General features: G+C 63.7%; 20 protein-coding genes. 9 read left to right on the top strand and 11 right to left on the bottom strand.

Annotation, left to right across the window (positions count from 1 at the left end):
• Nucleotides 1-32 precede the first annotated feature (32 nt).
• The gene (locus AU465_RS22245) at nucleotides 33-1,199 is read left to right on the top strand and encodes an isobutyryl-CoA dehydrogenase (RefSeq protein ID WP_192253034.1); all 1,167 of its coding nucleotides are present in this window, start codon (nucleotides 33-35) and stop codon (nucleotides 1,197-1,199) included.
• Nucleotides 1,196-2,107: a 3-hydroxyisobutyrate dehydrogenase gene (mmsB, locus tag AU465_RS22240; protein ID WP_376774881.1), complete on the top strand. Its 912-nt coding sequence runs from the start codon at nucleotides 1,196-1,198 to the stop codon at nucleotides 2,105-2,107. The genes AU465_RS22245 and mmsB overlap by 4 nt, the downstream gene beginning before the upstream one ends.
• Nucleotides 2,108-2,432: 325 nt before the next feature.
• On the opposite strand, the gene AU465_RS22235 is transcribed toward mmsB, so the two are convergent.
• From AU465_RS22235 to AU465_RS22225, 3 genes are read right to left on the bottom strand one after another with little or no spacing between them, the layout of a single operon-like run.
• Entirely contained in the window at nucleotides 2,433-3,812 is a 1,380-nt protein-coding gene (locus AU465_RS22235; protein WP_192253028.1) for an aspartate aminotransferase family protein, read from the bottom strand.
• 51 nt (nucleotides 3,813-3,863) lie between these two features.
• Entirely contained in the window at nucleotides 3,864-3,986 is a 123-nt protein-coding gene (locus tag AU465_RS22230; protein ID WP_066999731.1) for a capsid protein, read from the bottom strand.
• 32 nt (nucleotides 3,987-4,018) lie between these two features.
• A complete protein-coding gene (locus AU465_RS22225) occupies nucleotides 4,019-6,088 on the bottom strand; it encodes a prolyl oligopeptidase family serine peptidase (protein WP_192253025.1) in 2,070 nt (689 codons plus the stop codon).
• A 220-nt stretch (nucleotides 6,089-6,308) separates the two neighbouring features.
• Between AU465_RS22225 and AU465_RS22220 the strand changes: the two genes are divergently transcribed.
• From AU465_RS22220 to AU465_RS22205, 4 genes are all read left to right on the top strand, one after another.
• Complete coding sequence (locus AU465_RS22220; RefSeq protein WP_192253022.1) at nucleotides 6,309-7,886, top strand: trimethylamine methyltransferase family protein; 1,578 nt, start codon at nucleotides 6,309-6,311, stop codon at nucleotides 7,884-7,886.
• A gap of 181 nt (nucleotides 7,887-8,067) precedes the next feature.
• On the top strand, nucleotides 8,068-10,638 hold the full coding sequence (locus tag AU465_RS22215) for a GcvT family protein (RefSeq protein WP_192253019.1): 2,571 nt from the start codon (nucleotides 8,068-8,070) through the stop codon (nucleotides 10,636-10,638).
• Between the two features lie 83 nt (nucleotides 10,639-10,721).
• Nucleotides 10,722-12,233, top strand: coding sequence for an ArnT family glycosyltransferase (locus AU465_RS22210; protein ID WP_192253016.1), 1,512 nt, complete (start codon nucleotides 10,722-10,724; stop codon nucleotides 12,231-12,233).
• A gap of 16 nt (nucleotides 12,234-12,249) precedes the next feature.
• A complete protein-coding gene (locus AU465_RS22205) occupies nucleotides 12,250-13,593 on the top strand; it encodes a M24 family metallopeptidase (RefSeq protein WP_192253013.1) in 1,344 nt (447 codons plus the stop codon).
• On the opposite strand, the gene AU465_RS22200 is transcribed toward AU465_RS22205, so the two are convergent.
• Together AU465_RS22200 and AU465_RS22195 are read right to left on the bottom strand one after the other, a co-directional pair.
• Nucleotides 13,563-14,390 carry a phosphate/phosphite/phosphonate ABC transporter substrate-binding protein gene (locus AU465_RS22200; protein ID WP_192253010.1) on the bottom strand — a complete coding sequence of 276 codons (828 nt, stop codon included), beginning with the start codon at nucleotides 14,388-14,390 and terminating at the stop codon, nucleotides 13,563-13,565. The two genes, AU465_RS22205 and AU465_RS22200, sit on opposite strands and share 31 nt — an antisense overlap.
• Before the next feature lie 89 nt (nucleotides 14,391-14,479).
• Entirely contained in the window at nucleotides 14,480-15,490 is a 1,011-nt protein-coding gene (locus AU465_RS22195) for a fatty acid desaturase (RefSeq protein ID WP_192253007.1), read from the bottom strand.
• A 228-nt stretch (nucleotides 15,491-15,718) separates the two neighbouring features.
• Here AU465_RS22195 and AU465_RS22190 point away from each other — a divergent pair, with 228 nt between their 5' ends.
• From AU465_RS22190 to bmt, 3 genes are all read left to right on the top strand, one after another.
• Complete coding sequence (locus AU465_RS22190; RefSeq protein ID WP_192253004.1) at nucleotides 15,719-16,576, top strand: helix-turn-helix domain-containing protein; 858 nt, start codon at nucleotides 15,719-15,721, stop codon at nucleotides 16,574-16,576.
• Nucleotides 16,577-16,646: 70 nt separating this feature from the next.
• A complete protein-coding gene (locus AU465_RS22185) occupies nucleotides 16,647-17,249 on the top strand; it encodes a DUF1989 domain-containing protein (protein WP_192253001.1) in 603 nt (200 codons plus the stop codon).
• A gap of 100 nt (nucleotides 17,250-17,349) precedes the next feature.
• A complete protein-coding gene (gene bmt, locus AU465_RS22180; protein ID WP_192252998.1) occupies nucleotides 17,350-18,372 on the top strand; it encodes a betaine--homocysteine S-methyltransferase in 1,023 nt (340 codons plus the stop codon).
• A gap of 12 nt (nucleotides 18,373-18,384) precedes the next feature.
• On the opposite strand, the gene AU465_RS22175 is transcribed toward bmt, so the two are convergent.
• The 6 genes from AU465_RS22175 to AU465_RS22150 form a co-directional block, all read right to left on the bottom strand.
• Nucleotides 18,385-18,669 carry a hypothetical protein gene (locus AU465_RS22175; RefSeq protein WP_192252995.1) on the bottom strand — a complete coding sequence of 95 codons (285 nt, stop codon included), beginning with the start codon at nucleotides 18,667-18,669 and terminating at the stop codon, nucleotides 18,385-18,387.
• A 141-nt stretch (nucleotides 18,670-18,810) separates the two neighbouring features.
• Entirely contained in the window at nucleotides 18,811-20,949 is a 2,139-nt protein-coding gene (locus tag AU465_RS22170; RefSeq protein ID WP_192252992.1) for a vWA domain-containing protein, read from the bottom strand.
• Nucleotides 20,950-20,951: 2 nt separating this feature from the next.
• Nucleotides 20,952-21,515 carry an RNA polymerase sigma factor gene (locus AU465_RS22165; RefSeq protein ID WP_192252989.1) on the bottom strand — a complete coding sequence of 188 codons (564 nt, stop codon included), beginning with the start codon at nucleotides 21,513-21,515 and terminating at the stop codon, nucleotides 20,952-20,954.
• 248 nt (nucleotides 21,516-21,763) lie between these two features.
• Nucleotides 21,764-22,495, bottom strand: a complete 732-nt coding sequence (locus AU465_RS22160; RefSeq protein ID WP_192252986.1) for a dienelactone hydrolase family protein — start codon at nucleotides 22,493-22,495, stop codon at nucleotides 21,764-21,766.
• Nucleotides 22,496-22,598: 103 nt separating this feature from the next.
• Nucleotides 22,599-23,288: a 4Fe-4S dicluster domain-containing protein gene (locus AU465_RS22155; protein WP_192252983.1), complete on the bottom strand. Its 690-nt coding sequence runs from the start codon at nucleotides 23,286-23,288 to the stop codon at nucleotides 22,599-22,601.
• A gap of 89 nt (nucleotides 23,289-23,377) precedes the next feature.
• Nucleotides 23,378-24,883, bottom strand: a 1,506-nt coding sequence (locus tag AU465_RS22150; RefSeq protein WP_192252980.1) for a trimethylamine methyltransferase family protein, incomplete at its 5' end; no start/stop codon positions are given.

The raw sequence follows: 24,883 nt of genomic DNA, 5'->3' as shown, positions 1-24,883 counted from the left end.
GCCATAAGGCCTGAAACGACAGGGAGCACGCCATGGACGCGGCAGTCGATGCGGGCACTGGCCAATTCGAACTCACAGAGGAACAGCGCGCCATCCAGGAGATGGCTCAGGCTTTCGCGGCCGATCGCGTGGCGCCGAACGCGCTCGACTGGGACCGGGCAAAGCACTTCCCCGCCGATGTGATCCGCGAGACCGGGCCGCTCGGGCTCGGCGGCATCTATGTCCGCGACGATGTTGGCGGCTCGGCGCTCGGCCGCCTCGATGCGGTTCTGATCTTCGAAGCGCTCGCCCACGCCGATCCGGCCTTCTCCTCCTTCATCTCGATCCACAACATGGCGGCCTCGATGATCGACCGCTTCGCCAGCGACGAGCAGCGCCAGCGCTTCCTGCCGAAGCTGACCTCGATGGAATGGCTGGCAAGCTATTGCCTGACCGAGCCAGGTTCAGGCTCGGATGCCGCGGCGCTGAAGATGCGGGCGGTGAAGACAGGCGACGACTATGTCTTGAACGGCGCCAAGCAGTTCATCTCCGGCGCCGGCGACAGCGATCTCTATGTCGTGATGGCGCGCACCGGCGGCGACGGGCCGAAAGGCATTTCGACCCTCGTCGTGCCGAAGGATGCGCCCGGCCTTTCCTTCGGCGCCAACGAACACAAGATGGGCTGGCACATGCAGTCGACCCGTCAGGTGATCTTCGAGGATTGTAAGGTGCCGGCCGAGAACCTGCTCGCCGGCGAAGGCGCCGGTTTCGGCATTGCCATGGCCGGGCTCGACGGCGGCCGGCTGAATATCGCCGCCTGCTCGCTGGGCGGCGCGCAGTCGGCGCTCGACGAGGCGCTTGCCTATACCGCCGAGCGCAAGGCTTTCGGCTCGAAGATCAACCAGTTCCAGGCGCTGCAGTTCAGGCTGGCAGACATGGAGACGGAGCTGCAGGCCGCCCGCATCTTCCTCTACGCCGCCGCCGCGAAGCTCGACCGCAAGGCGCCCGATGCCGGCAAATGGTCGGCGATGGCCAAGCGCTTCGTCACCGATATCGGCTTCGACGTCGCCAACCAGGCGCTGCAACTGCATGGCGGTTATGGCTACCTGCACGACTACGGCATCGAGAAGCTGGTGCGAGACCTGCGCGTCCACCAGATCCTCGAAGGCACCAACGAGATCATGCGCGTCATCATCGCACGCACGCTGATCGGCCGCTGACGGTAACAATTCGGGAGAAAACGATGGCAACCATCGCCTTCATCGGCCTCGGCAATATGGGCAATCCGATGGCCGCCAACCTGGTCAAGGCGGGCCATGCCGTGCTGGGCTTCGATCTCGTTCCCGAGAACTTGACGGTAGCGAAAGAGCACGGCGTCACTGTGATGGCCAACGCAGTCGCAGCGGTGAAGGACGCCGATGTCGTCATCACCATGCTTCCCGCTGGCAAGCATGTGCTGTCGGTCTACGAGGACATTGCGCCGAAGGCCAAGAAAGGCGCGCTGCTCATCGATTCCTCGACCATCGATGTCGAATCGGCGCGCAAGGCTCACGCGATCGCAGCCAAGCATGGCCTGCCGTCGATCGACGCGCCGGTCTCCGGCGGCACCGGCGGCGCCGCGGCCGGCACGCTCACCTTCATGGCCGGCGGCTCGGACGCGGCATTTGCCGCTGCCGAGCCGATCCTGAAGCCGATGGCCGGCCGCATCGTTCATTGCGGCGGCGACGGCGCCGGCCAGGCCGCCAAGATCTGCAACAACATGATCCTCGGCATCTCGATGATCGGCGTAGCCGAAGCCTTCGTGCTCGCCGAAAAGCTCGGCCTCTCGCATCAGGCGCTGTTCGACGTCGCCTCCACCTCCTCCGGCCAGTGCTGGTCGCTCACCACCTATTGCCCGGTGCCGGGCCCCGTTCCGGCTTCACCCGCCAACCGCGACTACAAGCCAGGTTTTGCAGCGGCGCTGATGCTGAAGGACCTGAAATTGTCGCAGGAAGCCGCGCAAAGCGCCGGCGCGGTGACGCCGTTGGGCGCCGAGGCGACGCAACTCTACGGACTGTTCAACGCGCAAGGGAATGCCGGCGTCGATTTTTCCGGCATCATAAATTTCCTCCGCGGCGATAAAAACTAAATGCCGGCTTTCAAAGGGTTATTAGCGGATTTTTTCGACAGAAAGCCGGCAAATTTAGATTTGCTTAAGCTCTCGATAACGCACCGGTAACGATGTGCCTTTAAAACGGACTGCGAGGCGGACATCGCAACCGCCCGGCGCTCCGGATCAGGTCTCGCGTACCGGAGCCCGTAAGTTTCGCAAGTCTCTTGTAGCGAAACGCCATGCGTATCTGGCAAAGCCGCGTTCCCTTTGGGACGCGGTTTTTGCGTTTCGGACTGGCCACGCTGCACTGCTGAATTCGGATCTCTGGGCGCCCTTGTGGAAGGGCGCCCAGGCGCATTGGTTATCGCTTCCGCAGATCCACCTCGGCGAGGTCGAGCGCCTTGGCGATGCGCTCGCAGGCCATGTCGATTGTGTCGCGCGTCCAGATCAGCGGTGGCGACAGTATCATCGTGTCGCCGGTGGCGCGCAGCATCATGCCTTGCGAGATCGCGTGGTCGCGCACGACCACAGCAGCACTTCCCGACGGCAGGTAGCGTTCCTTGGTCGCCTTGTCCTTGACGATCTCGATCGCCCCCATCAGGCCGATCGAGCGCACCTCGCCGACCAGCCTGTGGCCGGCGATGCGTTCCTGCAGCGCTTGCGCGAAGTAGGGACCGGTGTCGTTCCTGACGCGATCGACCAGGCCCTCGCGCTCGATGATCTCGAGGTTCTTCAGCGCCACCGCGCAGGCCACCGGATGACCGGAATAGGTGTAGCCGTGGTAGAACTCGCCGCCCTGCTCGACCAGCGTCTTGCTGATGCGGTCGCCGACCAGGAGCGCCGACAGGGGCTGATAGCCGGAGGTCAGCGCCTTGGCGGTGGTGATGGTGTCGGGTTCCACGTCGAAGGTCTGGGCCGCGAACCATTCGCCGGTGCGGCCATAGCCGGTGATGACCTCGTCCAGCATCAGGAGCACATCGTATTTGCGGCAGATGCGCTGCACCTCCGGCCAATAGCTCATCGGCGGGATTTTCACACCGCCGGCGCCCATCACCGGCTCGCCGATGAAGGCGGCGACCTTGTCGGCGCCGGCTTCGAGGATCGCGTCCTCGACCGCCTTTGCCGCGCGGATGCCGAAATCATGGTCGCTTTCGCCGGGCAGCGCGAGCTCATAGGCATAGGGCATCATGACGTGGACGATGTTGGGCACGGCGCCGCCGAGCTGCTTGTGCATCGGCTCCATGCCGCCGAGCGAGGTGCCGGCGATCGTCGAGCCGTGATAGCCCATCTTGCGCGAGATGATGCGGTTCTTCTCGGGCTTGCCTTCCAGCGCCCAGTAGTGGCGCACGAGCCGCAGCGCGGTGTCGTTGGCCTCCGAGCCGGACGAGCCGTAGAAGACCTGGCTGACATGCTTGGGCGCAAGCTCCGCCAGCTTCTTCGACAACAGCACCGGCGTCGGCGTCGAACATTTGAAGAAGGAGTTGTAGTAAGGCAGTTCCTTCATCTGGGCATAGGCGGCATCCGCCAGCTCGTCGCGGCCATAGCCGACATTGACGCACCAGAGGCCCGCCATGCCGTCGAGGATTTCCGCTCCTTCGGAATCGTAGATGAAAGGGCCGTCGGCGCGGGTAATGATGCGCGAGCCTGCCTCGCGCAGTTCCTTGTGGTCGGTGAAGGGGTGAAGGTGATGTGCGGCATCGATCTGCTGAAGCTGCTTCAGCGAATAGTTCTGATAGGTCATTGGTTTGATCTTTCCTCTTGAATCAATCCGGCAGCAGCCGGGGCGGATTCGTCAGAGGAAACGGGGCGGCGAATAGCCGATGCGGGCGCATAGCCGCAAAAGCTCGGCACGCAGCGTGCGCGGTGACGGCGTCACCGCGACCCCGAAGGCGCCTGAAGTGCTGATGCGGACCATGGCGGCACATTAAGCCGCCAACGGCCACAAATTCAAGCTACACCGGCAAGCGCCCGCTGCAGAAAGACATAGCGCATCGCCGTTTGCGCCGCCTGCGGACGGCGATCGCCGCGCCCGCCATGGCCGCCTTCGGTTTCCTCGAAGAACAGCGTCTTGCCGTGACTGGCGGCCTGCAGCCGCGCCGCCATCTTGCGCGCATGGCCGGGATGGACGCGGTCGTCGGCGGTCGAAGTCATCAACAGCACGGGCGGATAGGCAACCTCCGCCGCGACACGCTGATAGGGCGAATAGGCGCCAAGCCAGGCCGCCTCGTCCGGCTTCGAGGGATCGCCATATTCGGCGATCCAGGAAGCGCCGGGCGGCAATTCGGTGTAGCGCAGCATGTCGAGCAACGGTACATCGATGATGACGGCGCCGAACAGCTCCGGTCGCTGCGTCAGCGACACACCGGTGAGCAGGCCGCCATTCGAACCTCCTTGAATGCCGAGCTGGGCAGCCGTGGTGATGCCGCGCCTGACCACATCCTCGGCCACCGCCGCGAAATCGTCGAAGGCCTTCTGGCGCTTGCCCTTGAGGGCCGCCTGGTGCCAGGCCGGGCCGAACTCGCCGCCGCCGCGGATATTGGCCTGCACATAGGCGTTGCCCCTGTCCAGCCAGAGCCTGCCGCGAATGCCGGCATAGCCGGGCAGCAGCGGCACTTCGAAACCACCGTAACCGTAAAGCAGCGCCGGCACCGGCCCTTTCTGATCCCTCCGCCTGACGACGAAATAGGGGATCATCGTGCCATCCTTCGAGCGCGCCTCGAACCGCTCGGAAACGTAAGGCGAAGCGTCGAATCTGGCCGGCTGCGCCTTCACGGTTGCCAGTGCCTCGCCATTGTCGTCCGACCAGATGATCGAGCTCGGCGTCAGGAAATCGGTGAAGGAGAAGGAGACGCTGGAGCCGAAATGTTCGGCATGGCTGATGCCGACATTGCCGTTGTCAGGCAGGCCGACCGACTTCAGCGACCAACGATTGTCGATGCGATCGCAAACGACGACCTTGCCGCGCACATTGTCCATCAGGTTGATGAACAGCCGGTCCTGCGTCCTGGCGAGGCCGGCGATAGAGACGCGGTGCGCCGGTTCGAGCAAGGTTTCGAAAGGTCCGAACGTGCCGGTGTCGATCCAGTGGTCGAAATCCACCGAGTAGAGCCCGTCGGGCAGGCAGCGCGTGCCGTCGGGCGCCATCCAAGCGCTACGAACGCTGAAGACGAGCTGTCCTTTGAAGATCGCCGTGTCGGTGGCATCATCGGGTAGCGGGATGCGCCGGTTCTCGCCCGAAGCGAGCCACAGGAAACTGTGCGAGGTGAAGAAGTCGATCGTTCTGCCCAGCAGCACGTGCCGCTTGTCGCCGTCGAATTCGACGCCGCCGCCGACAGCAAGGTCCTCCTTCCCGGCCTCGAAAATCGGCGTTGCGTCTTCCAGCTTCGTGCCGCGCCGCCAGAGCTTGATCACGCGCGGATAGCCGGACTGGGTTTTGTCTTCTTCCTCGAACGCCGCCGAGACGATCACCGTGTCCTTGTCCAGCCAGGAAAAGCCCGACTTCGAAGCCGGCGCCCGAAACCCGTCATCGACGAATGATTTCGTCGCGATGTCGAACTCGCGCATCTCGCTGGCGTCGCCGCCGTCCGGCGACATGGAGAGCAGGCAGAGGTCGAAATCGGGATAGAGCCGGCTCGCCCCGCCGAACACCCATTTCACGCCTTCCTTGGCGGAGAGCTGGTCGAAGTCGATGATCGTTTCCCAGTCCGGCTTATCGGTCTTGTAGGACGCAGCCGGCGTGCGACGCCAAAGGCCCAGCGCATTGGTCTTGTCCTGCCAGAAATTGTAGACATGGCCGGCAAGTGCGGCCCCGACCGGGATATTGTCCTCGGCGGTCATCAGGTCGAGCGCGGTCTCGAATGCCTGCTGGTATGAAGGATCGCCCTGCAACTCGGCGACCGTCACCGCATTCTGGCGATGAACCCAGTCGAGCGCTTCCTTGCCGTTGCGGTCTTCCAGCCACAGGAAAGGATCCTTGGCCGCAAATTCGGGCTGGGTTCTGGTCATCGGGGTGGTCATACGGGTCTCCGGGATGTCGTCTGGCAGGCCCTGCCTACATCGCGTTCGCGGCGCGAACATTCAAGAGCAGCGCTGCCTGAGACTGGGTTAGCAGACCGGGGTCAGCTGGTTGCCCTTCCGTCATGTCGCTTCCCTCGCCCTAGTGGTCGCCGCCTCCTTACCGGCGGCATTGCCGCCGGTCCATTATGCCGGCCACTTTCGCATTCTCACGAGGCTTCTCATGACTGCCGCCCTTCATCCTGCCGAACCGGCATTGGCAACCGATCGCGCCCGCCGCGGCGGCCGTGCGGGAAAGCGTGCCGGCGGATCGGCTACCTTCGAGCAGCCTGCTTTCCGCCAGTTGAAGAACCCGCTGACGCCGACGAAGTTCGTCTCCGACGACGAGCTGGAATCGATCCACATCGCCTCGCTGCGCGTGCTCAGGGAGATCGGCGTCGACGTTCTGCATGAGGAAGCCCGCCGCATCATGAAGGCGCATGGCGCCGATGTGCGTGAAGTCAGCGAGCGCGTACGCTTCGACAGCGACATGATCCTCGAGCTCATTGCGCACTGCCCGCCCGAATTCACGCTCCACGCCCGCAATCCCGCGCACAATCTGCGCTTCGGCGGCAACAACGTCATCCTTTCGATGATGGCCTCGGCGCCCAATTGCTCCGACCTCGATCGCGGCCGGCGGCCCGGCAACCAGGCCGACTACCGCAACTTCCTGCGCCTGGCGCAGATGCACAACATCCTGCAGTGCACCGGCGGCTATCCGGTCGAGCCGATCGACATCCATCCCTCGGTCCGGCATCTCGAATGCATCCGCGACCTCGCCACGCTGACCGACAAGGTCTTCCACATCTATTCGCTCGGCAAGGAACGCAATGTCGACGGCATCGAGATCGCCCGCATCGCCCGCGGCATCAGCCGCGAGCAGCTGATGCAGGAGCCGTCGGTCTTCACCATCATCAACACCAATTCGCCGCTCAAGCTCGACGTGCCTATGATGGAAGGCATCATCCAGATGGCGAGCATGGGCCAGGCCGTGATCGTGACACCATTCACGCTCTCCGGCGCCATGGCGCCCGTCACCGTCGCCGGCGCGCTGGTGCAGCAGAACGCCGAGGCGCTCTCGGGCATCGCCTTCGCGCAGATGGTGAAGAAGGGCGCGCCGGTCGGCTATGGCGGCTTCACCTCCAACGTCGACATGAAGTCGGGCGCGCCGGCCTTCGGCACGCCCGAATATATGAAGGCGCAGCTCGTCGGCGGGCAGCTCGCCCGCCGCTATCAAATTCCCTACCGCACGTCCAACACCTGCGCCGCCAACACGGTCGATGCGCAGGCCGCCTATGAAAGCGTCTTCTCGCTCTGGGGCGCCATCCAGGGCGGCGGCAATCTGATGATGCACGGGGCGGGCTGGCTGGAAGGCGGCCTGCGCTGTTCCTACGAAAAGACCATTCTCGACATCGATCTTTTGCAGATGGTGGCCGAGTTCCTCACCCCGCTCGACCTCTCCGAGGATGCGCTCGGCTTCAACGCCATCCAGTCGGTCGGCCCGGGCGGCCATTTCTTCGGTACCCAGCACACGCAGGAACGCTACAAGACCGCCTTCTACTCGCCGATCGTTTCCGACTGGCGCAACTTCGAGACCTGGGTCGAAGCCGGCTCGCCGACGGCGCTGGAGCGGACCAACAAGGTATGGAAGGAGCGCCTGGCCGCCTACGAAGAGCCCTATATGGACCCGGCCGTCCGCGAGGAGCTCAACGACTTCGTCGACAAGCGCCGCGCCGAAGGCGGCGCGCCGACCGACTTCTGATCATCTGTATTGGGCTGATGAATAGTCGACCCCCACTCCGTCGAGCTTCGCTCGACACCTCTCCCCCGATCGACGGGGTAGAGGAAGGGCGTGAGCTTATTCCAACCGGCCCCCTTCCTCTCCCTCCGGAGGGGGGACCCTGCTCACCCGACTCAGTCTCTACAAAAACGGACCTATCTTCATGAAATCCCACGTAAAAGCGGTTGTCATAGGCGGCGGCGTCGTCGGCTGCTCGGTGCTCTATCATCTCGCCAAGGCCGGCTGGACCGACATCATGCTGATCGAGCGTTCGGAATTGACCTCCGGCTCGTCCTGGCATGCGGCGGGCGGCTTCCATACGCTGAACGGGGATCCGAACGTCGCCAAGTTGCAGGCCTACACCGTCCAGCTCTACAAGGAGATCGAGGAGCTTTCCGGCCAGTCGTGCTCGCTGCATCTGACCGGCGGCGTGATGATGGCGGATACGCCCGAGCGCATGGACTTCCTGCGGCTTGCCCACGCCAAGGGCCGTTATCTCGGCATGGACACCGAGCTGATCACGCCTTCGGAAGCCAAGGCGATGTTTCCGCTGATGGACGAGAAGAATTTTGTCGGCGCCATGTGGGACCCGGTCGAGGGCCATCTCGACCCCTCCGGCACCACCATCGCCTATTCCAAGGCGGCGAAGAAACTCGGCGCCGAGATCGTGCTGCGCAACCGTGTCGTCGACTTGACGCAACAGCCTGACGCCACCTGGAACGTCGTCACCGAGCAGGGCACGGTCCACGCCGAGCATGTCGTCAATTGCGGCGGCCTGTGGGCGCGCGAGATCGGACGCATGGTCGGTGTCGAGCTGCCGGTGCTGGCGATGGAGCACATGTACCTGCTCACCGAGCCGATGCCGGAGGTCGAGGAATTCAACAAGTCGACTGGCCGCGAGATGATCGGCGTGCTCGACTTCAAGGGCGAGATCTACACTCGCCAGGAGCGCAACGGCATCCTGCTCGGCACTTATGAGAAGGCCTGCAAGCCGTGGTCGCCGGTCAACACGCCCTGGGATTTCGGCCATGAACTGCTGCAGCCCGACATCGACCGCATCGCGCCGTCGCTGGAGATCGGCTTCAAGCACTTCCCCGGCATCGAGAAGGCCGGCATCAAGCAGATCATCAATGGCCCCTTCACCTTCGCGCTCGACGGCAACCCGCTGGTCGGCCCGGTGCAGGGCCTGACCAATTTCTGGTGCGCCTGCGCCGTCATGGCCGGCTTCAGCCAGGGCGGCGGCGTCGGCCTCGCGCTGTCCAACTGGATGGTGCATGGCGATCCGGGCTTCGACGTCTGGGGCATGGACGTCGCCCGCTTCGGCGAATGGGCGAGCCTGCGCTACACCAACGCCAAGGTGCGCGAGAACTATTCGCGGCGCTTCTCGATCCGCTTCCCGAACGAGGAACTGCCTGCCGCCCGTCCGGCGCAGACGACGCCGCTCTACGACACCATGCTCGCCAACAACGCCGTCATGGGTGACAGCTGGGGTCTGGAAACCCCGCTCTGGTTCGCGCCCAAGGGCACCGAGCCGAAGGACATCGTCTCGTTCCATCGCTCCAACGATTTCGGTCCGATCGGCGAGGAAGTGCGCGCGACGCGCGAGAAGGTCGGCGTGACCGAGATCGCCAACTTCGCCAAATACGAGGTGTCCGGCCCGGGCGCGGAGGATTTCCTCAACCGGCTGATGACCAACCGCATGCCGAAGACCGGCCGCATCGTGCTGACGCCGATGGTCAACGAATTCGGCAAGCTGATCGGCGACTTCACCATCGCCAAATCAGGCGACGACAGCTTCATGATCTGGGGCTCGTCGGCCGCGCAGAAATACCATATGCGCTGGTTCGAGAAGCATCTGCCGAAGGACGGATCGGTGCGCATCCATCGCTTCGACCAGACGCTGGTGGGCCTGTCGATTGCGGGCCCCAAATCGCGCGACCTTTTGCAGAAGCTGGTCGATGTCGACGTTTCCACCAAAGCCTTCCGCTTCATGGATTTCCGCGAGATGGCGGTCGGCGGAGCGCCCTGCATGGTCAACCGCATCACCTACACCGGCGACCTCGGCTACGAGATCTGGATGGCGCCGGCCTATCAGCGCCTGGTCTACAAGGCGATCAAGGAAGCCGGCGAGGAATTCGGTCTCGTCGATTTCGGTATGCGCGCGCTGCTGTCGATGCGCCTGGAGAAGAACTTCCCGACCTGGTTCCGCGAGTTGCGGCCGATCTATGGGCCGTTCGAAGGTTCGATGGACCGCTTCATCAAGCTGGAGAAGAACGACTTCATCGGCCGCGAAGCAGCTGCCAAGGAGCAGGCGCAAGGGCCGAAGCTGCGCCGCGTCTCCTTCATCGTCGATGCTGCCGACGCCGACGTGATGGGCGACGAGCCGATCTGGGCCAAGGTCAGCAAGGACTACGGCACGGTGGAAAAGCCGCATGGCTACGGTGCGCCGCGCTTCGATGAGACCGGCAAGGAAGTGCGTGGCTCCAAGGCCGCGGAAGGCGCTTCGGCCGTACGCGGCATCGTCGACGGCGAATGGCGCGTCGTCGGCTGGGTGACCTCGGGCGGCTATGCGCATTACGTGCAGAAGTCGATGGCGCAAGGCTATGTGCCGGCGGCCCTCGCGGAAGACGAGAGCGCCGGCCTGTTCGAGATCGAGATCCTCGGCCATCGCCGCCCGGCCCGCATCAATGTCGAGCCACCCTTCGACCCGAGCGGCGAAAAGATGCGCACATAAGGTCCGGCACCGCTTTCGGATCGTGTGGGTGGTCGGCTATATAGCAACCGGCCACTAACGCACCAGATGAGACGACGACCCCTTTGCGGCAGCTGGAGAAATGGACCGACTGGCTCTGCGATGAACGGGTCGGCCCCTTCAGCGCCGCAATCGCATTTGCCCTTGCATATTGCCTTGTCCAGATCGTGGTGATGACGTTCTCGTCGCACTTTATGGGCACCGGTGTCGGCGTCGACGACTCCGAGCAGCTGATGGCGATGCGCTTCCTCGCGGCCGGCTACGGCAGCTCGCAGCCGCCTCTATACACCTGGCTCGGCATCCTCACCGCATCGCTGGTCGGAACCGACGTCCTTGCGCTCAAGATCGTGAAATACGCCCTGCTGGCAGGCGGATTGATCGCGTGCTTCGCCGCGGTGCGCCGCCTGGGCTACTCGAACCGTGCGGCGACCGCCGCCATGTTCGGCCTGCTGCTTTTTCCGCAGATCGCGTGGGAGATGCAGCATGCCCTCACCCACTCGGTCGCGGTTTTTTGTTTTTCGTCGCTGCTGCTCCTGGCGCTGGTCGAGCTGCAGAAACGGCGCTCGACAGCCGCCTATGTGCTGCTCGGCCTGGCGACGGCCGCCGCCATGCTGTCGAAATACAATATGGTGATCTTTCTCGCCGCGCTGTTCCTTGCGGCGCTGTCGCTTCGCGAAACGCGTGAGGCGATCTTCGATCGCCGTTTCCTGATCAGCGTGGTTGTGGCGATCCTTGCCTGCCTGCCGACATTCTACTGGAGCCTCACGCATCTGAGCGATCTGCTGGCGCACAGCAGTGGCCTGGGCGTCGCCGAGGGCGGCAGCGTAGCAAAGAGCTTGTCTGGCGGCATCCTCGGCCTGGGCAATGCGATACTCAACTTCGCCGGGCTTCCGGCGGCGATCTTTGCCGTCGCGTTTTTCCTGGCACGCGGGAAACCCGCACCGCCGCCCGAGACCGCACCGTGGCCAGAGAAGCTGGTCTGGCGGGCGATCGCCTTCGCCTTGCTGATCACGCTCCTGGTGGTGTTGGCGGGCGGCGTGACGCAATTTCGCGATCGCTGGATGCTTCCCGTGTTTGTGCTGCTGCCGGCTGCGCTTGCCATGCGGCTGGACGCGATGGGGGAACGAGGCAGGAAGACGCAAGCCACGATCGTCTTTGTCGGCGCGGTGATCGCCATCCTGGTGCTGCCAGTGAGCTGGTACATGCACGTCCACGGCGGCGACAACCGCGGTGGCATCGTGCGGATGGACTACGCTTCGCTCCATCGCCAGTTGGCGGCCAACGGGCCGGTCGGCACAGTGGTGTCGAGCTGGTTCTGGATCGGCAATCTCCGTCTGGTCGATCCCGATCTCGTCGTGCTCGACGACGAGATCCCCGATTTCGCCGAGTCGATCCGCGAGCCTGCCGTGCTTGTCCTGGCGGATGACGAGGAACCGGCTTCGGTCATTTTCGACAGGATCGCCAAGGCCGGCTATGTGATGGACACCGTCCATCGGCGCATCGCGGTGCCGCAGTTGCTGGGGGGCGCACCGCGCCAGGTGACGATCACCAGGCTGCGCAAGATGACGGCGCAGTAAGCACCTGGGAGACTGCATGAACAAACTTCGCTTCGGCCGCCACCGCAAGATCATGCCGTTCGAACCGGGCTCGGTCGACGCGCTGCGCGCGGCGTCCCGCGAGAAGGCTGCCGCGCTCAACCAGCATGTGCTGGGCTATGGCGCGCAGGCCGAAGCCGAATGGGCAGCGGCAGGCATTGCCGCTCCCAACCTGCCTGCCATGCGAAAATTCCGGCTTGAACGCATTCGCGCCGAGCTCAAGCGCCGCGACTATGCCGGCGCCCTGCTCTACGACCCTGTCAACATCCGTTACGCGACCGACTCGACCAACATGCAGCCCTGGGTCGCACACAATCCGACCCGCCACTGTTTCGTGGCGACAGACGGTCCGGTGGTGCTGTTCGACTATTTCTCCTGCCAGCATCTATCGGATCATGCGGGCGTCGTCGACGAGGTGCGGCCGGCGGTGTCGTGGATGTATCTCTACAGCGGCGAGTTGACCGGCCGAAAGGTCCGCCGCTGGGCGGCCGGCATCGCCGAGCTCCTTGCCGAGCACGGCGGCGGCAATCGCCGCATCGCTGTCGATCACATCAATCCCGAAGGCGTCGACGAGCTCGCCCGCCGCGGCATCACGGTCGGCAATGGCGAGGCGGTGATGGAGAATGCGCGCCTGATCAAATCGCCGGACGAAATCCTTGCGATGCGCCGTGCCATTGTCGCCTGCGAGGCGGCGATGGGCGAGATGGAAGCGGCGCTGAAGCCCGGCATCTCCGAGAACGAACTGTGGGCGGAACTCCATCGCGGCAACATCGCGCGTGGCGGCGAATGGATCGAGACCCGGCTTCTGTCATCCGGGCCGCGCACCAATCCCTGGTTCCAGGAATGCTCGTCGCGCATCATCGAGGACGGCGATCTCGTCGCCTTCGACACCGACCTCATCGGCCCCTATGGATTTTGCGCCGATCTTTCGCGCACCTGGCTTTGCGGGGATGGCAGACCGACGAACGAGCAGCGCGACCTGTTCCGCATCGCCGCCGACCAGATCGCCCACAACACCAGCCTGATGCGGCGGGGCATCTCCTTCCGCGATCTCGTCGAACGCTCGGCGGTGCCGCCTGGCGACTGTTTCCCGACACGCTACGGCGTGCTCTACCACGGCGTCGGACTGGCGGACGAGTATCCGACTCTGCCGCATGCCAGCGACTGGACGGACGACACGCCTGACGGCGTGCTCGAACCCGGAATGGTGCTATGCGTGGAAAGCTATATCGGCCGGTTGGGCGGACGCGAGGGCGTCAAGATCGAGGAGCAGATCCTGATCACCGATACCGGCAACGAAAAGCTCTCAGCCTACCCGCTCGACGAACGATTGCTCGGCTGAGCATATCCGAGACTGGCGACGGCTTCACGCAGAGCCGCTACGGTCTCTTGCGGCGTCGACAGGGCGGTGATGAACGGCAGGCCTTTGCGCCTCGCCGTCCAGCCGACGACCTTCACGCGCTGGGCCGCCGGTTCGAAACGCTGCGCCAATGCCCAGCTTTCGCAATCGATCGTGGCGATGTCGGCCCTGCCTTCGGCGATGGCGACGATCGAGGCGCGATGGCCGCCGCTTTGCAGGTGTTGCGAAAACTCTATGTCTTCCATGTCTTCGAGGTCGCGAGACAAGGCGATGATACCTGACATTGAATCGAGGCTGTTGAAGGCAAATCGTTTGTCCCGGATCAGATCGATCGGGATTACAGCCCGACCGTCTGTAGGCGAAGGTACCGACATCCCGCCGTCCGCAAGCATGACGATGGCACTTGAATAGAGTTCACCCTTACCGCCCTCATAGGCATCATAACTCGGCTGGCCAACTAATTGGACATGCTTCGACAGGCCGAATTCCATCGGACCCCAACAGGTCTGCCCAATAAGCAGCGCCGGATGCAGCCAAAGGCTAGGGAAATTCAGTTCGTCCGGCGGCAGCGTCGCGGGGTCAGCCGCAATGATCTTGCCGGCGGCATCGCGAATGCCGCCCGGCACCGGCGGCAGATCGCCATTGACGCGCACGACGGTCTCCGGCGCCTCGATGCCTCTTTGCCTGATGGCATCGCGCAGCCGTGCCCATTGGGCATCGACCTCAGCCCTCACCTCGGGCCAGTCATACATCGGCAAGGCCGCAATGAATTCACTCATGCGTCAGTCTGACCGCCATGTCCAGAGGTTGAAGAAACCATTGAGATCCCGCGCCAGCATAGCGCGTGCCGGCAGCGCTGTCGCGGAGATCACTCCTTCGGCGGCTCAGCCGGCACTGGGGCCGTTCCAAGTCCATTCACATTACGCGCTCTGATGCGCGGCTTGAAGGCGCGGCCGAGTCCGGGCGCGCGGCGCAGCACCGGATGCACCACCGGTTCCTTGGCCTTGAAGGCAAAGGATTTGATCAGCGCGAAATAATTCGGATAGACATAGCCATTGTTCATCCGCAGCCATTCTTCGCGGCGATCGCGAAACATCTTCGGCAGTCTGTACCAGGCAACCGTCGGGCTCTTGTGGTGCACGAAATGCAGGTTGTTGTTGAGGAACAGGAAGGACAGCGGCGACCGCTCGACGATGATCGTGCGGCCCTCCGGGTGCTCCGACCATTGATGCTCGGCATAGGTGCGCACCGAGATCAGCGACTGGCCGAGCCACACCGGCACCAGAATGTAGAGCCAGAGCGGAATGCCGAAGCCGAAGGTCACGATCGGCACAACCACGGCAAGGCCGATGGCATGGAGCAGCCAGCCCTTACGGATCGCCCTGTCGCCCGCGACCATCTGCCTGACGTCGTCGATGAAGAAGCCGATCGACGACAACCAGGGGCCGAGAAAGAAGCGGCCGACCATGGTGTTGTTGATCTTGAGCAGGAACTTCATCGCCGGCGGCATTTCCTCATGCATCCAGAGCGCCTGGTAATAGCTTTCCGGATCGTCCAGCGGATCCGTCAGCCGCTCGTCGGCATGATGGCGAAGATGGATCGCCTTGAAGCGGCGGAACGGCCAGACCAAGCCGATCGGCAGGAAGACGAGGGCTTCATTGATCCTGGCGTTGCGGGTCGGATGGCCATGCAGCACTTCATGCATCAGCGAGGATTGCAGGGCCAGTATCAACGTGAGGGTTGCGAGCGCCAGCAGCGGATAGGAAGACCAGAGCAGGAAGCCGGTGGCGAGCCAGGCGCCATAGCAGAAGAGTATGAGGAATACCGTCGGCCATTCCACGGCCGGTGTGCTGCTACGTCTCTTGCTTATGCCAGTCATGCTATCGACCACTGCCTTCCAGTCGCCGGAACCAGTTTGATTCCTGACAACATTGTGTCAGGAGCCTGCCGTTGTCGCAACGCGACAAAGCGCACAAACTGTTGCGAATGCGCATTCTTGGCCGCATGTGTTATACTTTGTAAACAAACTTGGGGATTCATTTGCGCCTGAGCGGCCGTCAGAAAGGCCGCAGCGCAAATTTTTCCTCCTCGGAACAGGAGTGACGTGATGGACAAGCGCGATCTGTCGACGGTCTTTCGGGAGCGCCTGAAATTGCTCTTGACACGCTCCGACTTAAACCAGTCGGCCTTCGCGACGGCCGTCGGTATCGACCGTTCGGCGCTGTCGCAGCTGCTGTCCGGCGCTTCGACGCGCCTGCCCCGCGCCGAGACGCTTCTCAACATCGCCGCCGAGTTCAAGGTATCGCTCGACTGGCTGCTGGGTCTGAGCCAGGACGAAGGCGTCACGGGCGAGATTCGCGAAAGCCTGGAAATCGAGGAGGCGCCGGACGGCTTCGACCGCACGCTGCTCGCCAAATGGCACGCCGAGGCGGTCGGCACCAAGATCCGCTACGTGCCGGCGGGCATTCCGGACCTCCTGCGCACCGAGGCGCTGGTCGAATACGAGGCCGGCATTGCCAACAAGAGCCGCGAGGCACAGGCCGGCGAAACGCAATACCGCATCGACTACAACAGGCGGCCCGAGACCGACATGGAGGTCTGCATGCCGCGTCATACGCTGGAGATCTTCGCGCGCGGTCTCGGCGTCTGGGACCGTTTCCCGGAAGTCGAACGCCGCAGGCAATTGCTGCACATGGCAACGCTGCTCGACGACCTTTACCCGACCTTCCGCCTGTTCCTCTACGACGGCCGCATGCGCTATTCGATCCCCTACACGATCTTCGGCCCCTACCGCGCCGCGATCTATGTCGGCGACATGTATCTGGTGCTCAACGCCACCCAGCCGGTCCGCACCCTGACCAGCCATTTCGACAATCTGATCCGCGCCGCCGACATCAACGCGCATGAGACGGCGAGCTTCACGCAAAAGCTGGCCGGTATGTCCTTCCCGTCAGGCTCTGTCTGAACGCTGCGATCGTCGTCATCCTGGCATGCGGCCAGCAGTCTGGCCGCATACAATCGTTTCAGGGAAATCCATGCAAGAACCAGATCGTGTTGTCGTTCCGCCGCAATCCGGCCGCTCCTTTCGCGTCAAGGCCGGCGACCGCATCCGCATCATCGATCCCAAGGGCCAGCAGGTCTCCGACCTCTGGGCCTTCTCGACCGAGGGCAGGCTCGATTGGCTGACCACCTCACAGACCCGCGACATCACAGAAAGGCTGTTTCCGAAACCCGGCGACCATTTCTACAGCGCCGCCGGCAAGCCGATGCTGACCTTGATCGAGGACGCCTCGCCCGGGCCGCACGACATGCTTTACCCTGCCTGCGACAGCGCACTTTATGAACGGGCCGGATTGCCGAACCATCCAAACTGCCGCGACAATCTGATGAAGGCGCTTAGCACGGAAGGCATCGAACTGCCCTTCGCGCCCGACCCGGTCGACCTCTTCCAGAACTCCATGCCGCAGCCGGACGGCACGCTGGTTGTCGAGGCCTCGATCAATCCGCCCGGCGGCTATGTGACGTTGCGAGCCGAACAAGACCTGCTCGTCGTCGTCACCGCTTGCTCGGTCGACCATTACCCGACCAATGGCGGCGTCTGCACCGAGATCGAGGTCGAGATCATTCCCAGGCCGTAAAGGCGGTTGTTCGGCGCGCTGTTGCGACCGGAAGTTCATTGACTAGACATAAAGACTTCTTTATATCGTTATCCGAATTCAGGATACGAAAGGCAAAGCCATGACCGCGACCAATCCGATCGACGCATTGCTTGCCGAAAAAGGCGTGCTTTTGGCTGACGGCGCCACCGGCACCAATTTGTTCGCCATGGGCCTCGAGGCCGGCGAAGCGCCCGAGCTGCTCAACGAGACGGCGCCCGACACCATCGCCACGCTGCATCAGAATTTCGTCGATGCCGGCGCCGACATCATCCTGACCAACTCCTTCGGCGGCACCCGCCACCGGCTGAAGCTGCATCACGCTCAGGACCGGGTGGGCGACCTGAACAAGCGCGCCGCCGAGATTGCCCGGTCGGTCGCCGACAAGGCCGGCCGCAAGGTGATTGTTGCCGGCTCCGTCGGCCCGACCGGCGAGCTGCTGATACCGCTCGGCGCCATGACCTATGAGGACGCGGTCGATGCCTTTGCCGAGCAGATCGAAGGCTTGAAGGCCGGCGGCGCCGAAGTTGCCTGGATCGAGACCATGTCGGCGCCAGACGAGATCCGCGCCGCGGCCGAAGCGGCGATCCGCGTCGGCCTGCCCTATACCTACACCGGCTCCTTCGACACCGCCGGCCGCACCATGATGGGGCTGCTGCCGAAGGACATCCATGGCGTCGCCGATGGACTGTCGCAAGCTCCGCTCGGCGTCGGCGCCAATTGCGGTGTCGGTGCCGCCGATATCCTGTCCTCGCTGCTCGACATGACCGAGGCGAAGCCGGAAGCGACCGTGATCGTCAAGGGCAATTGCGGTATTCCGGAATTCCGCGGCAGCGAGATTCATTATTCCGGCACGCCCGAGCTGATGGCCGACTATGTCCGGTTAGCGGTCGATGCCGGCGCAAAAATCGTCGGCGGCTGCTGCGGCACCTCGTTCGCCCACCTTGCCGCCATGCGCAAGGCGCTCGACGCGCATAAAAAGTCGGCGCGTCCGACCGTCGAAACCATCGTCGAGCGCATCGGCCCGATGCGCAACAAGATCGCCTCGGCCGGTTCAGCCGAGGCTGGCGAAGGTCGTCGTGAGCGCCGGCGCAGCCGCGCTTAAAGCTGGCCCGCTCTATTCGCTGTTTTCGGCGTAACGCGACAGTGCCGTATTGAGGTCGGTAGCGACGCTGTTCTTGTTGCCGGCGCCCATCGCCATCAGCTCGCCGGAGGCACGCGGGTCGCTGATCTGTTCCAGCATCGCGCGGAAGCGGTCGTTGTTGAGCGCTGAGAGCGCCGTGTTGCGGGCCGCGTCGACATCGTTCTTGATACCTGCGGATTCAGCCGATGGCGCGGACGGTGCTCGCGCCTGAGGGTTACCCGCAGTCGACGCCACGTTCCCGGTGATATGCAATTCCATCCCCTCAAAGTCGTCTATCAGCTTTGACTAACAGGAGGGCATTGCGATGAAGTTCCGGAAAAGCCGAGCAATTTAACGATCGGCAAAAAGGCCGGCGGTTCTCAACGCCGGCCTTTTTGTTCAAGAAATGCGCCGCACGTCCTACTTGTTGGTTCCCAGCGACGAGGCGAGCCGCACGAGCGACAGGAATTCGGCTCTGTAGCCGAACGGATCGGCGCCTCTGGCCGCATTGGCGATCTCAAGGATGCGGTCATAGCCGAAATTCGCGGTCTGGTCCTCGTCGCGCAGCTTCTGCCCGAAGGCGGCGACCGCGACCGAGAAGCGCTGGTCGCTGCCCGCCTCGTCAAAAGACGACACTTCGTTGGCGGCCGTCACCGGCGTGGTGATCAGCTTGGAGACGTCTTCGTTCGGCAGCTTGTAGCGGATCTTGACGAAGGCATATTCGTCCGCATTGGCGACGCCGCCATTGTCGACCTTCGCCTGGCCGTAGCGCAGCGGATCGACCTGCTCGGCGCCGCTGCCCTTGGGCGTGATCTCATAGATCGCGGTCACCGAATGGCCGGAGCCGATGTCGCCGGCATCGACACGGTCGTTGTTGAAATCCTCGCGCTTCAAGGCGCGGGTCTCATAGCCGACAAGGCGGTATTCCGAGACCTTGGCCGGGTTGAACTCGACCTGGATTTTCACGTCCTTGGCGATGGTGAACAGCGTCGAGGACGCGTCCTCGACCAGCACCTTCTCGGCCTCGGCAAGCGTGTCGATATAGGCCGCCGTGCCGTTGCCGTTCTGGGCGATGGTCTGCATCATCTGGTCGTTGAGATTGCCGCGGCCGAAGCCGAACACCGAGAGGAACACGCCGGTCTTGCGCTCCTTCTCGATCAGCTGCTTCAGGTCGTCGTCATCGGTTTGGCCGACGTTGAAATCGCCGTCCGTGGCCAGCATCACGCGGTTGACGCCGTCCTTGACGAAGGACTGCTGCGCAAGCTTGTAGGCTTCCTTGATGCCGGCCTCTCCGGCCGTCGACCCGCCCGGCTCCAGATTGTCGATGGCCGAAAGGATCTTTTCCTTCTCCGCCGCCTTCGTCGGCATCAGCACCGTGCCGGCATTGCCGGCATAGGTGACGATAGAGACGGTATCGTCGGCTTTGAGCTTGCTGACCAGCAGCCGGAAGGCCGACTTCAAGAGCGGCAGCTTGTCTGGCTCGTCCATTGAGCCCGACACGTCGATCAGGAACACCAGATTGGCCTTGGGCTGCTCGGCCGGCTTCACGTCAAAACCCTTGATGGCGACATGCATCAGCTTGGTGCGCCCGTTCCAGGGCGTCGGCATGACAGTGACGGTCGAATTGAACGGCGTCGCAGCCGAATCCGGTCTCTTCCAGTCATAGGGGAAGTAGTTGATCATCTCCTCGACCCGGACGGTGTCTGGGTCGGGCAGAATGCCTTCCTTCAGCGAGCGCCGGACGAAGGAATAGGACGCCGTGTCGACATCGATCGAGAAAGTCGAGACCGGATCCTGGGCGGCTTCGTGAACCGGATTGGTCTTGAAGGTCTGGATGCGGTCGCGGTTTTCCTCCTGCGGCTGCATCTGGTCCGGCATGGGTACGGGCTGCACCATCAGCTTGGAATCGGCGACCGCGCCAGGCGCGCGTTTCAGCTTCGCTGCATCACCCGGAGCCGAAAAGCCCATTCGAACCGCCCCGTTACTCGCCGCAGCTTTGCCGCCAGCTGTCTCAGCCGGCGCCGGCGCAGGCAGCGCCTCGGGCATCATTTCCTGCTTGACCAGGCCGTCGACCTCGGTCACCGGCTTCGGCGGCGATGCAGGCTCAACCTGCGCCTCATCGCGTCTTTCACTATCGGCGTCGGCCTTCTTCTCCTTGGCGGGCGCTGTGGCCAGCGGTTCGTTGATCACAGGCTGGTTCGGCGCAGGCTTCTGCGCCGCCGGCTTGTCGGCCACCGTTTCGGTCACCTTCCCGTTGCCGCCGATGACGGGCGGCTGCTCCTTCAACATCTCGAAAGCGGCATATCCGGCGATTGGCAGCGCAACCAGCGCGGTGATGGCCGGTGTGGCAATGAGTTTCCGTTGCATGATCTCTCTCCAGAGCATTTGTGCTCGCTCCGTGAGACGAAGGCCTGCCGCAGTTCCTTGGGGGGCGGTCGAGATTTTTTCTTGCCAGTCGAAGGCGGTCATCGCGGCAGCGAACGCGCGAGCTTTCGCCTCGCCGTCGGGCGCCGGCACTGCGATGTCGCTCAGCCTTTCGAGTTCGTTGTCGTCGGCCATGGTCACACTTCCCCGGCTGAACGCATGAGCGCCTTCAGCCGTTTCTTCGCTTCATGGATGTGCCAGGAAACTGTCGTCTCCGAGATCGCCATCACCTCGGCCGCCGTGGCGTGGCTGAGACCTTCGCCATAGACCAGCAGCACCGCGTCGCGCTGCTTGTCCGGCAGCATGCGCACCGCCACCCACAGCGCCTCGGCAGGATCCTGGGCTTCCGCCGTACCCTCCCCCGCAATCAGCGCATAGGTGCCAAAGGCCTCGGTCTTGGCCGTGTCGCGGGCACGCTTGCGCATCATGTCGCGCGCCGCATTCAGCGTCATGGCGTAGAGCCATGTCGTGAAGGCGCCGCTGCCCTGATAGTCGCGGATCGCCCGGCCGAGCCGCACGCAGACGTCCTGGGCGATGTCCTCCGCGTCGGCCCTGCGGCCGCACCAGCGATAGGCGGCGCGATAGACGAAGCCATAGTGCCTTTCGAGCAGTTTGCCGAAAGCCCCCCTGTCTCCGCCCCTCGCCCGCCCGATCAATTCGGCATCGGAGGCTTCGCTGTCGTCCAGCATCATCGCCGTCATTTGCCCGTTGGACGAAGGCTAATGGCCAATCCTTGGGACGATGGAAAGATTTTTTTGCGGAGCCAGTCAGCCCAGCTGACGAAGTGTGTCGAGATTCAGGTCAGGCCGAGCCGGAGTCGAAGACGGGCGCGAAGCGACCAAAGTGGTGGCTTCCGAGAACCGGAGCGGAGCGGACTTAAAGCACGTGAGACCCGGAAGCGCAGGAGGCCGCCGCTTGCAGGCCGGCATCACCTGATTATCGGCACACCTCAGCCCAGCGTTTCGCCGAAAAACGTCAACAGCCGCTTCCAGTGGCGTTCGGCGCCGACTTCGTCGTAGACGCTGTGGTCCTTGACGCACCAGCCATGGCCGACGCCGACATAGTTCTCGATCGTATGGTCGACCTCGGCGATCCGGAGCGCCTCGGCCAGCCGCGCCGATTGCTCGGGCGGGAAGCTGCGATCGACGCCGGCGACCCCGACATAGACCCGCGCCTTGATCGACGCCGCTTTGCGGTGTGGGCTGTCGGCGGCATCGCTCGCCAGATTGCCGCCATGGAAGCTCGCGGCCGCAACGATCCGGTCGGGATAGCTTGCCGCCGCATTCAGCGCCCGCGCCCCGCCCATGCAATAGCCGACGACGCCGACCGGCCCATCAATGCCTTCAGCAGTGAGCGCGTCGAGGAAGGCCGCACCGTCGCGGATTGTCATCCCCTGCGTCGTGCCGCCACTCAACGCCGTCAGCTGAGCCCTGGTCTTGTCGTCGCCAAACGCAGTCTTGGGATCGAACGGACCATAGGGCACACTGCGATAGAACAGGTCTGGCGCGAGCACGGCATAATCATGCTCGGCGAGGCGCTCGGCCATGAGGTCGAGCGCCGGGCGCGGGCCGAAAATATCCATGTAGAGGATGACGCCGGCCTTGGCGGGTGCGGCTGGACGAAACAGCCGCGCCTTCGCCGTGCCGTCCTGGGTCTTGATCTCGATGTCCTGCTTCGTCATTGCCCGCTCCGCTTGCTGCCCCGCGATAGATATCCGCGCCGCTCGTCAGGGCAAGCCACGACATCTCAATCGCATTCAAGATTCCGTGCGACGCGAGGACCGCTCACAGGCCGGCGAACGCGGCTATGTAAAAAGCCTGGATCTCGGCCGGATAGCGATAGTCGGCGCCATACGGACAGGCGTTGCGGTCGAGACAGCCGCCGGTTCGGCAAGGAGAGCCGTTGGCGCCGCGCACATGCGCCAGACAGGCTTGATGTGCGAAACCCTCCGCCGAGTAAGCGTCGACCGGACAGGATTTCATGCAGGGTTTTTCGACGCATGTGTCGCACAGATGAATCGCTTCCCGAGGTTCGGGGAGGAAAATTTCCTCCTCGAACAGCAGCGCGCCGCGATAGGCATGCCAGAGCCCATATTGCGGATGCATGAGGATATCGAGCGGCGACGGCTTCAACCCTTCCGCCCGCATCGCCCATTGCTGGAACGGCAGGTAGGGGCGATCGGATGGCGACACCGCGCGGGCGCCGAATTCTTGCGCGACCGCGCCGATCATCTCGCACGACCAGGTGTCGAGCGGATTGGCGATAGGGTGCGGTTGCCCCTCGAGCCAGCGTTGGAAATGCGGCCAAGGCGCCGCGCCCGCTTGCCCGACCAGGAGCGCGGACTTCGCGGGCGCACCCGAAAGTCCCGCAGGCGCGGCTTCGTCGCTGGCGAAGCGGAAGCCGCCCCGAAGGATCAGGCCATGGGCGGCAAGCGCGGCCGCGATCCCTTCAATCGTGCCGCGCGAAAGAATCATCCCTTCCGGTCCGGGTCGGAGAACGCGCTCCGCCAGACTTCCTTGTGAATGATGTTGGCGACTTTAGCCCGGCCTGACTCGGGCTCCTTTCAAGTGAAGGCGTCGGCCATCGAGGCTTTCTTCTTGGCAATGAAGTCCTTCAGCGCCTCGTCGATGGCCGGATCGAGATGCGGCGCTTCGTAGCTCTCCAACCAGCGGCGGGCCAGCTCGTTGGCGCGCTGCGGCGCCGTCTTCTCGCCCTCGGCCAGCCACTGCTCGTAGGAATTGTTGTCGGCGATGTTGGAGCGGTAGAAGGCAGTCTGGAAATTCGCCTGCGTATGGTCGCAGCCGAGATAGTGGCTGCCCGGACCGACCTGGCGGATGGCGTCCATGGCTTGCCCGTTCTCCGACAGGTCGACGCCCTCGGAGAATTTCTGCGTCATGCCGAGCTGGTCGATGTCCATCATGAACTTCTCGTAGCAGGAGGCGAGACCACCCTCGAGCCAGCCGGCCGAATGCAGCACGAAATTGGTTCCGGCAAGGATGGTCGAGTTGAGCGTGTTGGCGCTTTCATAGGCCGCCTGCGCATCCGGGATCTTCGAGGCGCACAGCGAACCGCCGGTGCGGAACGGCAGGCCGAGCCGGCGCGCGAGCTGTGCGGCGCCATAGGAGACCAGCGACGGCTCCGGTGTGCCGAATGTCGGCGCGCCCGACTGCATCGAGATCGATGAGGCGAAAGTGCCGAACAGCACCGGAGCGCCGGGCCTGATCAGCTGCGTGAACGAGGCGCCGGCGAGCACTTCGGCAAGGACCTGCGTCAGCGTGCCGGCAACCGTCACCGGGCTCATCGCACCGGCAAGGATGAAAGGTGTGACGATACAAGCCTGGTTGTGGCGCGAATAGACTTTCAGCGCGCCGAGCATGGTCTCGTCGAACACCATCGGCGAATTGGCGTTGATCAGGCTGGTCAGCACCGTGTTGTTCTCGACGAAATCGTCGCCGAACACGATCTTGGCCATCGCCACCGTATCTTCGGCTCGTTCCGGCGCAGTCACCGAGCCCATGAACGGTTTATCCGAGTAGCGGATATGCGAATAGACCATGTCGAGGTGGCGCTTGTTGACCGGCACGTCGACCGGCTCGCACACCGTGCCGCCCGAATGGTGGATTGACGGCGCCATATAGGCGAGCTTCACGAAATTCTGGAAATCCTCGATCGTGGCGTAGCGGCGGTTGCCGTCGAGGTCGCGCACGAAGGGCGGGCCGTAGACCGGGGCGAACACTGTCGCATTGCCGCCGATCTGCACCGAGCGCTCGGGGTTGCGCGCATGCTGGGTGTAGATGGAGGGTGCGGTCTTGAGCAGCGAGCGGCAGAGCCCCTTGGGGAAATGCACGCGCTCGCCCTTGACTTCGGCGCCGGCCTCCTTCCACAGCGCGAGCGCCTCGGCGTCGTCGCGGAAGATGATGCCGATCTCTTCCAGCACCGTGTCGGTGTTCTTCTCGATCAGCGCCAGGCCTTCCTCGTCGAGGACCTCATAAACGTTGATCTTGCGCTTGATATAGGTGAGCTGGGTGCCCGGACCGCCGCCGGCGCGCGCCGCGCGCCTGGCCGCCGC

It is taken from the genome of Mesorhizobium silamurunense (genome assembly GCF_014843905.1).
Lineage (GTDB): Bacteria > Pseudomonadota > Alphaproteobacteria > Rhizobiales > Rhizobiaceae > Mesorhizobium > Mesorhizobium silamurunense.
The sequence above is the reverse complement of the archived record's forward strand: the minus strand, read 5'-3'. Positions and strand labels throughout refer to the sequence as shown.

Excerpts from the sequence above, each read along its gene's own strand:
- AU465_RS22245 (WP_192253034.1), top strand. The coding sequence starts at position 33 with ATGGACGCGGCAGTCGATGCGGGCACTGGCCAATTCGAACTCACAGAG.
- AU465_RS22235 (WP_192253028.1), bottom strand. The coding sequence starts at position 3,812 with ATGACCTATCAGAACTATTCGCTGAAGCAGCTTCAGCAGATCGATGCC.
- AU465_RS22230 (WP_066999731.1), bottom strand. The coding sequence starts at position 3,986 with ATGGTCCGCATCAGCACTTCAGGCGCCTTCGGGGTCGCGGTGACGCCG.
- AU465_RS22225 (WP_192253025.1), bottom strand. The coding sequence starts at position 6,088 with ATGACCACCCCGATGACCAGAACCCAGCCCGAATTTGCGGCCAAGGAT.
- AU465_RS22220 (WP_192253022.1), top strand. The coding sequence starts at position 6,309 with ATGACTGCCGCCCTTCATCCTGCCGAACCGGCATTGGCAACCGATCGC.
- AU465_RS22215 (WP_192253019.1), top strand. The coding sequence starts at position 8,068 with ATGAAATCCCACGTAAAAGCGGTTGTCATAGGCGGCGGCGTCGTCGGC.
- AU465_RS22205 (WP_192253013.1), top strand. The coding sequence starts at position 12,250 with ATGAACAAACTTCGCTTCGGCCGCCACCGCAAGATCATGCCGTTCGAA.
- AU465_RS22200 (WP_192253010.1), bottom strand. The coding sequence starts at position 14,390 with ATGAGTGAATTCATTGCGGCCTTGCCGATGTATGACTGGCCCGAGGTG.
- AU465_RS22195 (WP_192253007.1), bottom strand. The coding sequence starts at position 15,490 with ATGACTGGCATAAGCAAGAGACGTAGCAGCACACCGGCCGTGGAATGG.
- AU465_RS22190 (WP_192253004.1), top strand. The coding sequence starts at position 15,719 with ATGGACAAGCGCGATCTGTCGACGGTCTTTCGGGAGCGCCTGAAATTG.
- AU465_RS22185 (WP_192253001.1), top strand. The coding sequence starts at position 16,647 with ATGCAAGAACCAGATCGTGTTGTCGTTCCGCCGCAATCCGGCCGCTCC.
- bmt (WP_192252998.1), top strand. The coding sequence starts at position 17,350 with ATGACCGCGACCAATCCGATCGACGCATTGCTTGCCGAAAAAGGCGTG.
- AU465_RS22175 (WP_192252995.1), bottom strand. The coding sequence starts at position 18,669 with ATGGAATTGCATATCACCGGGAACGTGGCGTCGACTGCGGGTAACCCT.
- AU465_RS22170 (WP_192252992.1), bottom strand. The coding sequence starts at position 20,949 with ATGGCCGACGACAACGAACTCGAAAGGCTGAGCGACATCGCAGTGCCG.
- AU465_RS22165 (WP_192252989.1), bottom strand. The coding sequence starts at position 21,515 with ATGACGGCGATGATGCTGGACGACAGCGAAGCCTCCGATGCCGAATTG.
- AU465_RS22160 (WP_192252986.1), bottom strand. The coding sequence starts at position 22,495 with ATGACGAAGCAGGACATCGAGATCAAGACCCAGGACGGCACGGCGAAG.
- AU465_RS22155 (WP_192252983.1), bottom strand. The coding sequence starts at position 23,288 with ATGATTCTTTCGCGCGGCACGATTGAAGGGATCGCGGCCGCGCTTGCC.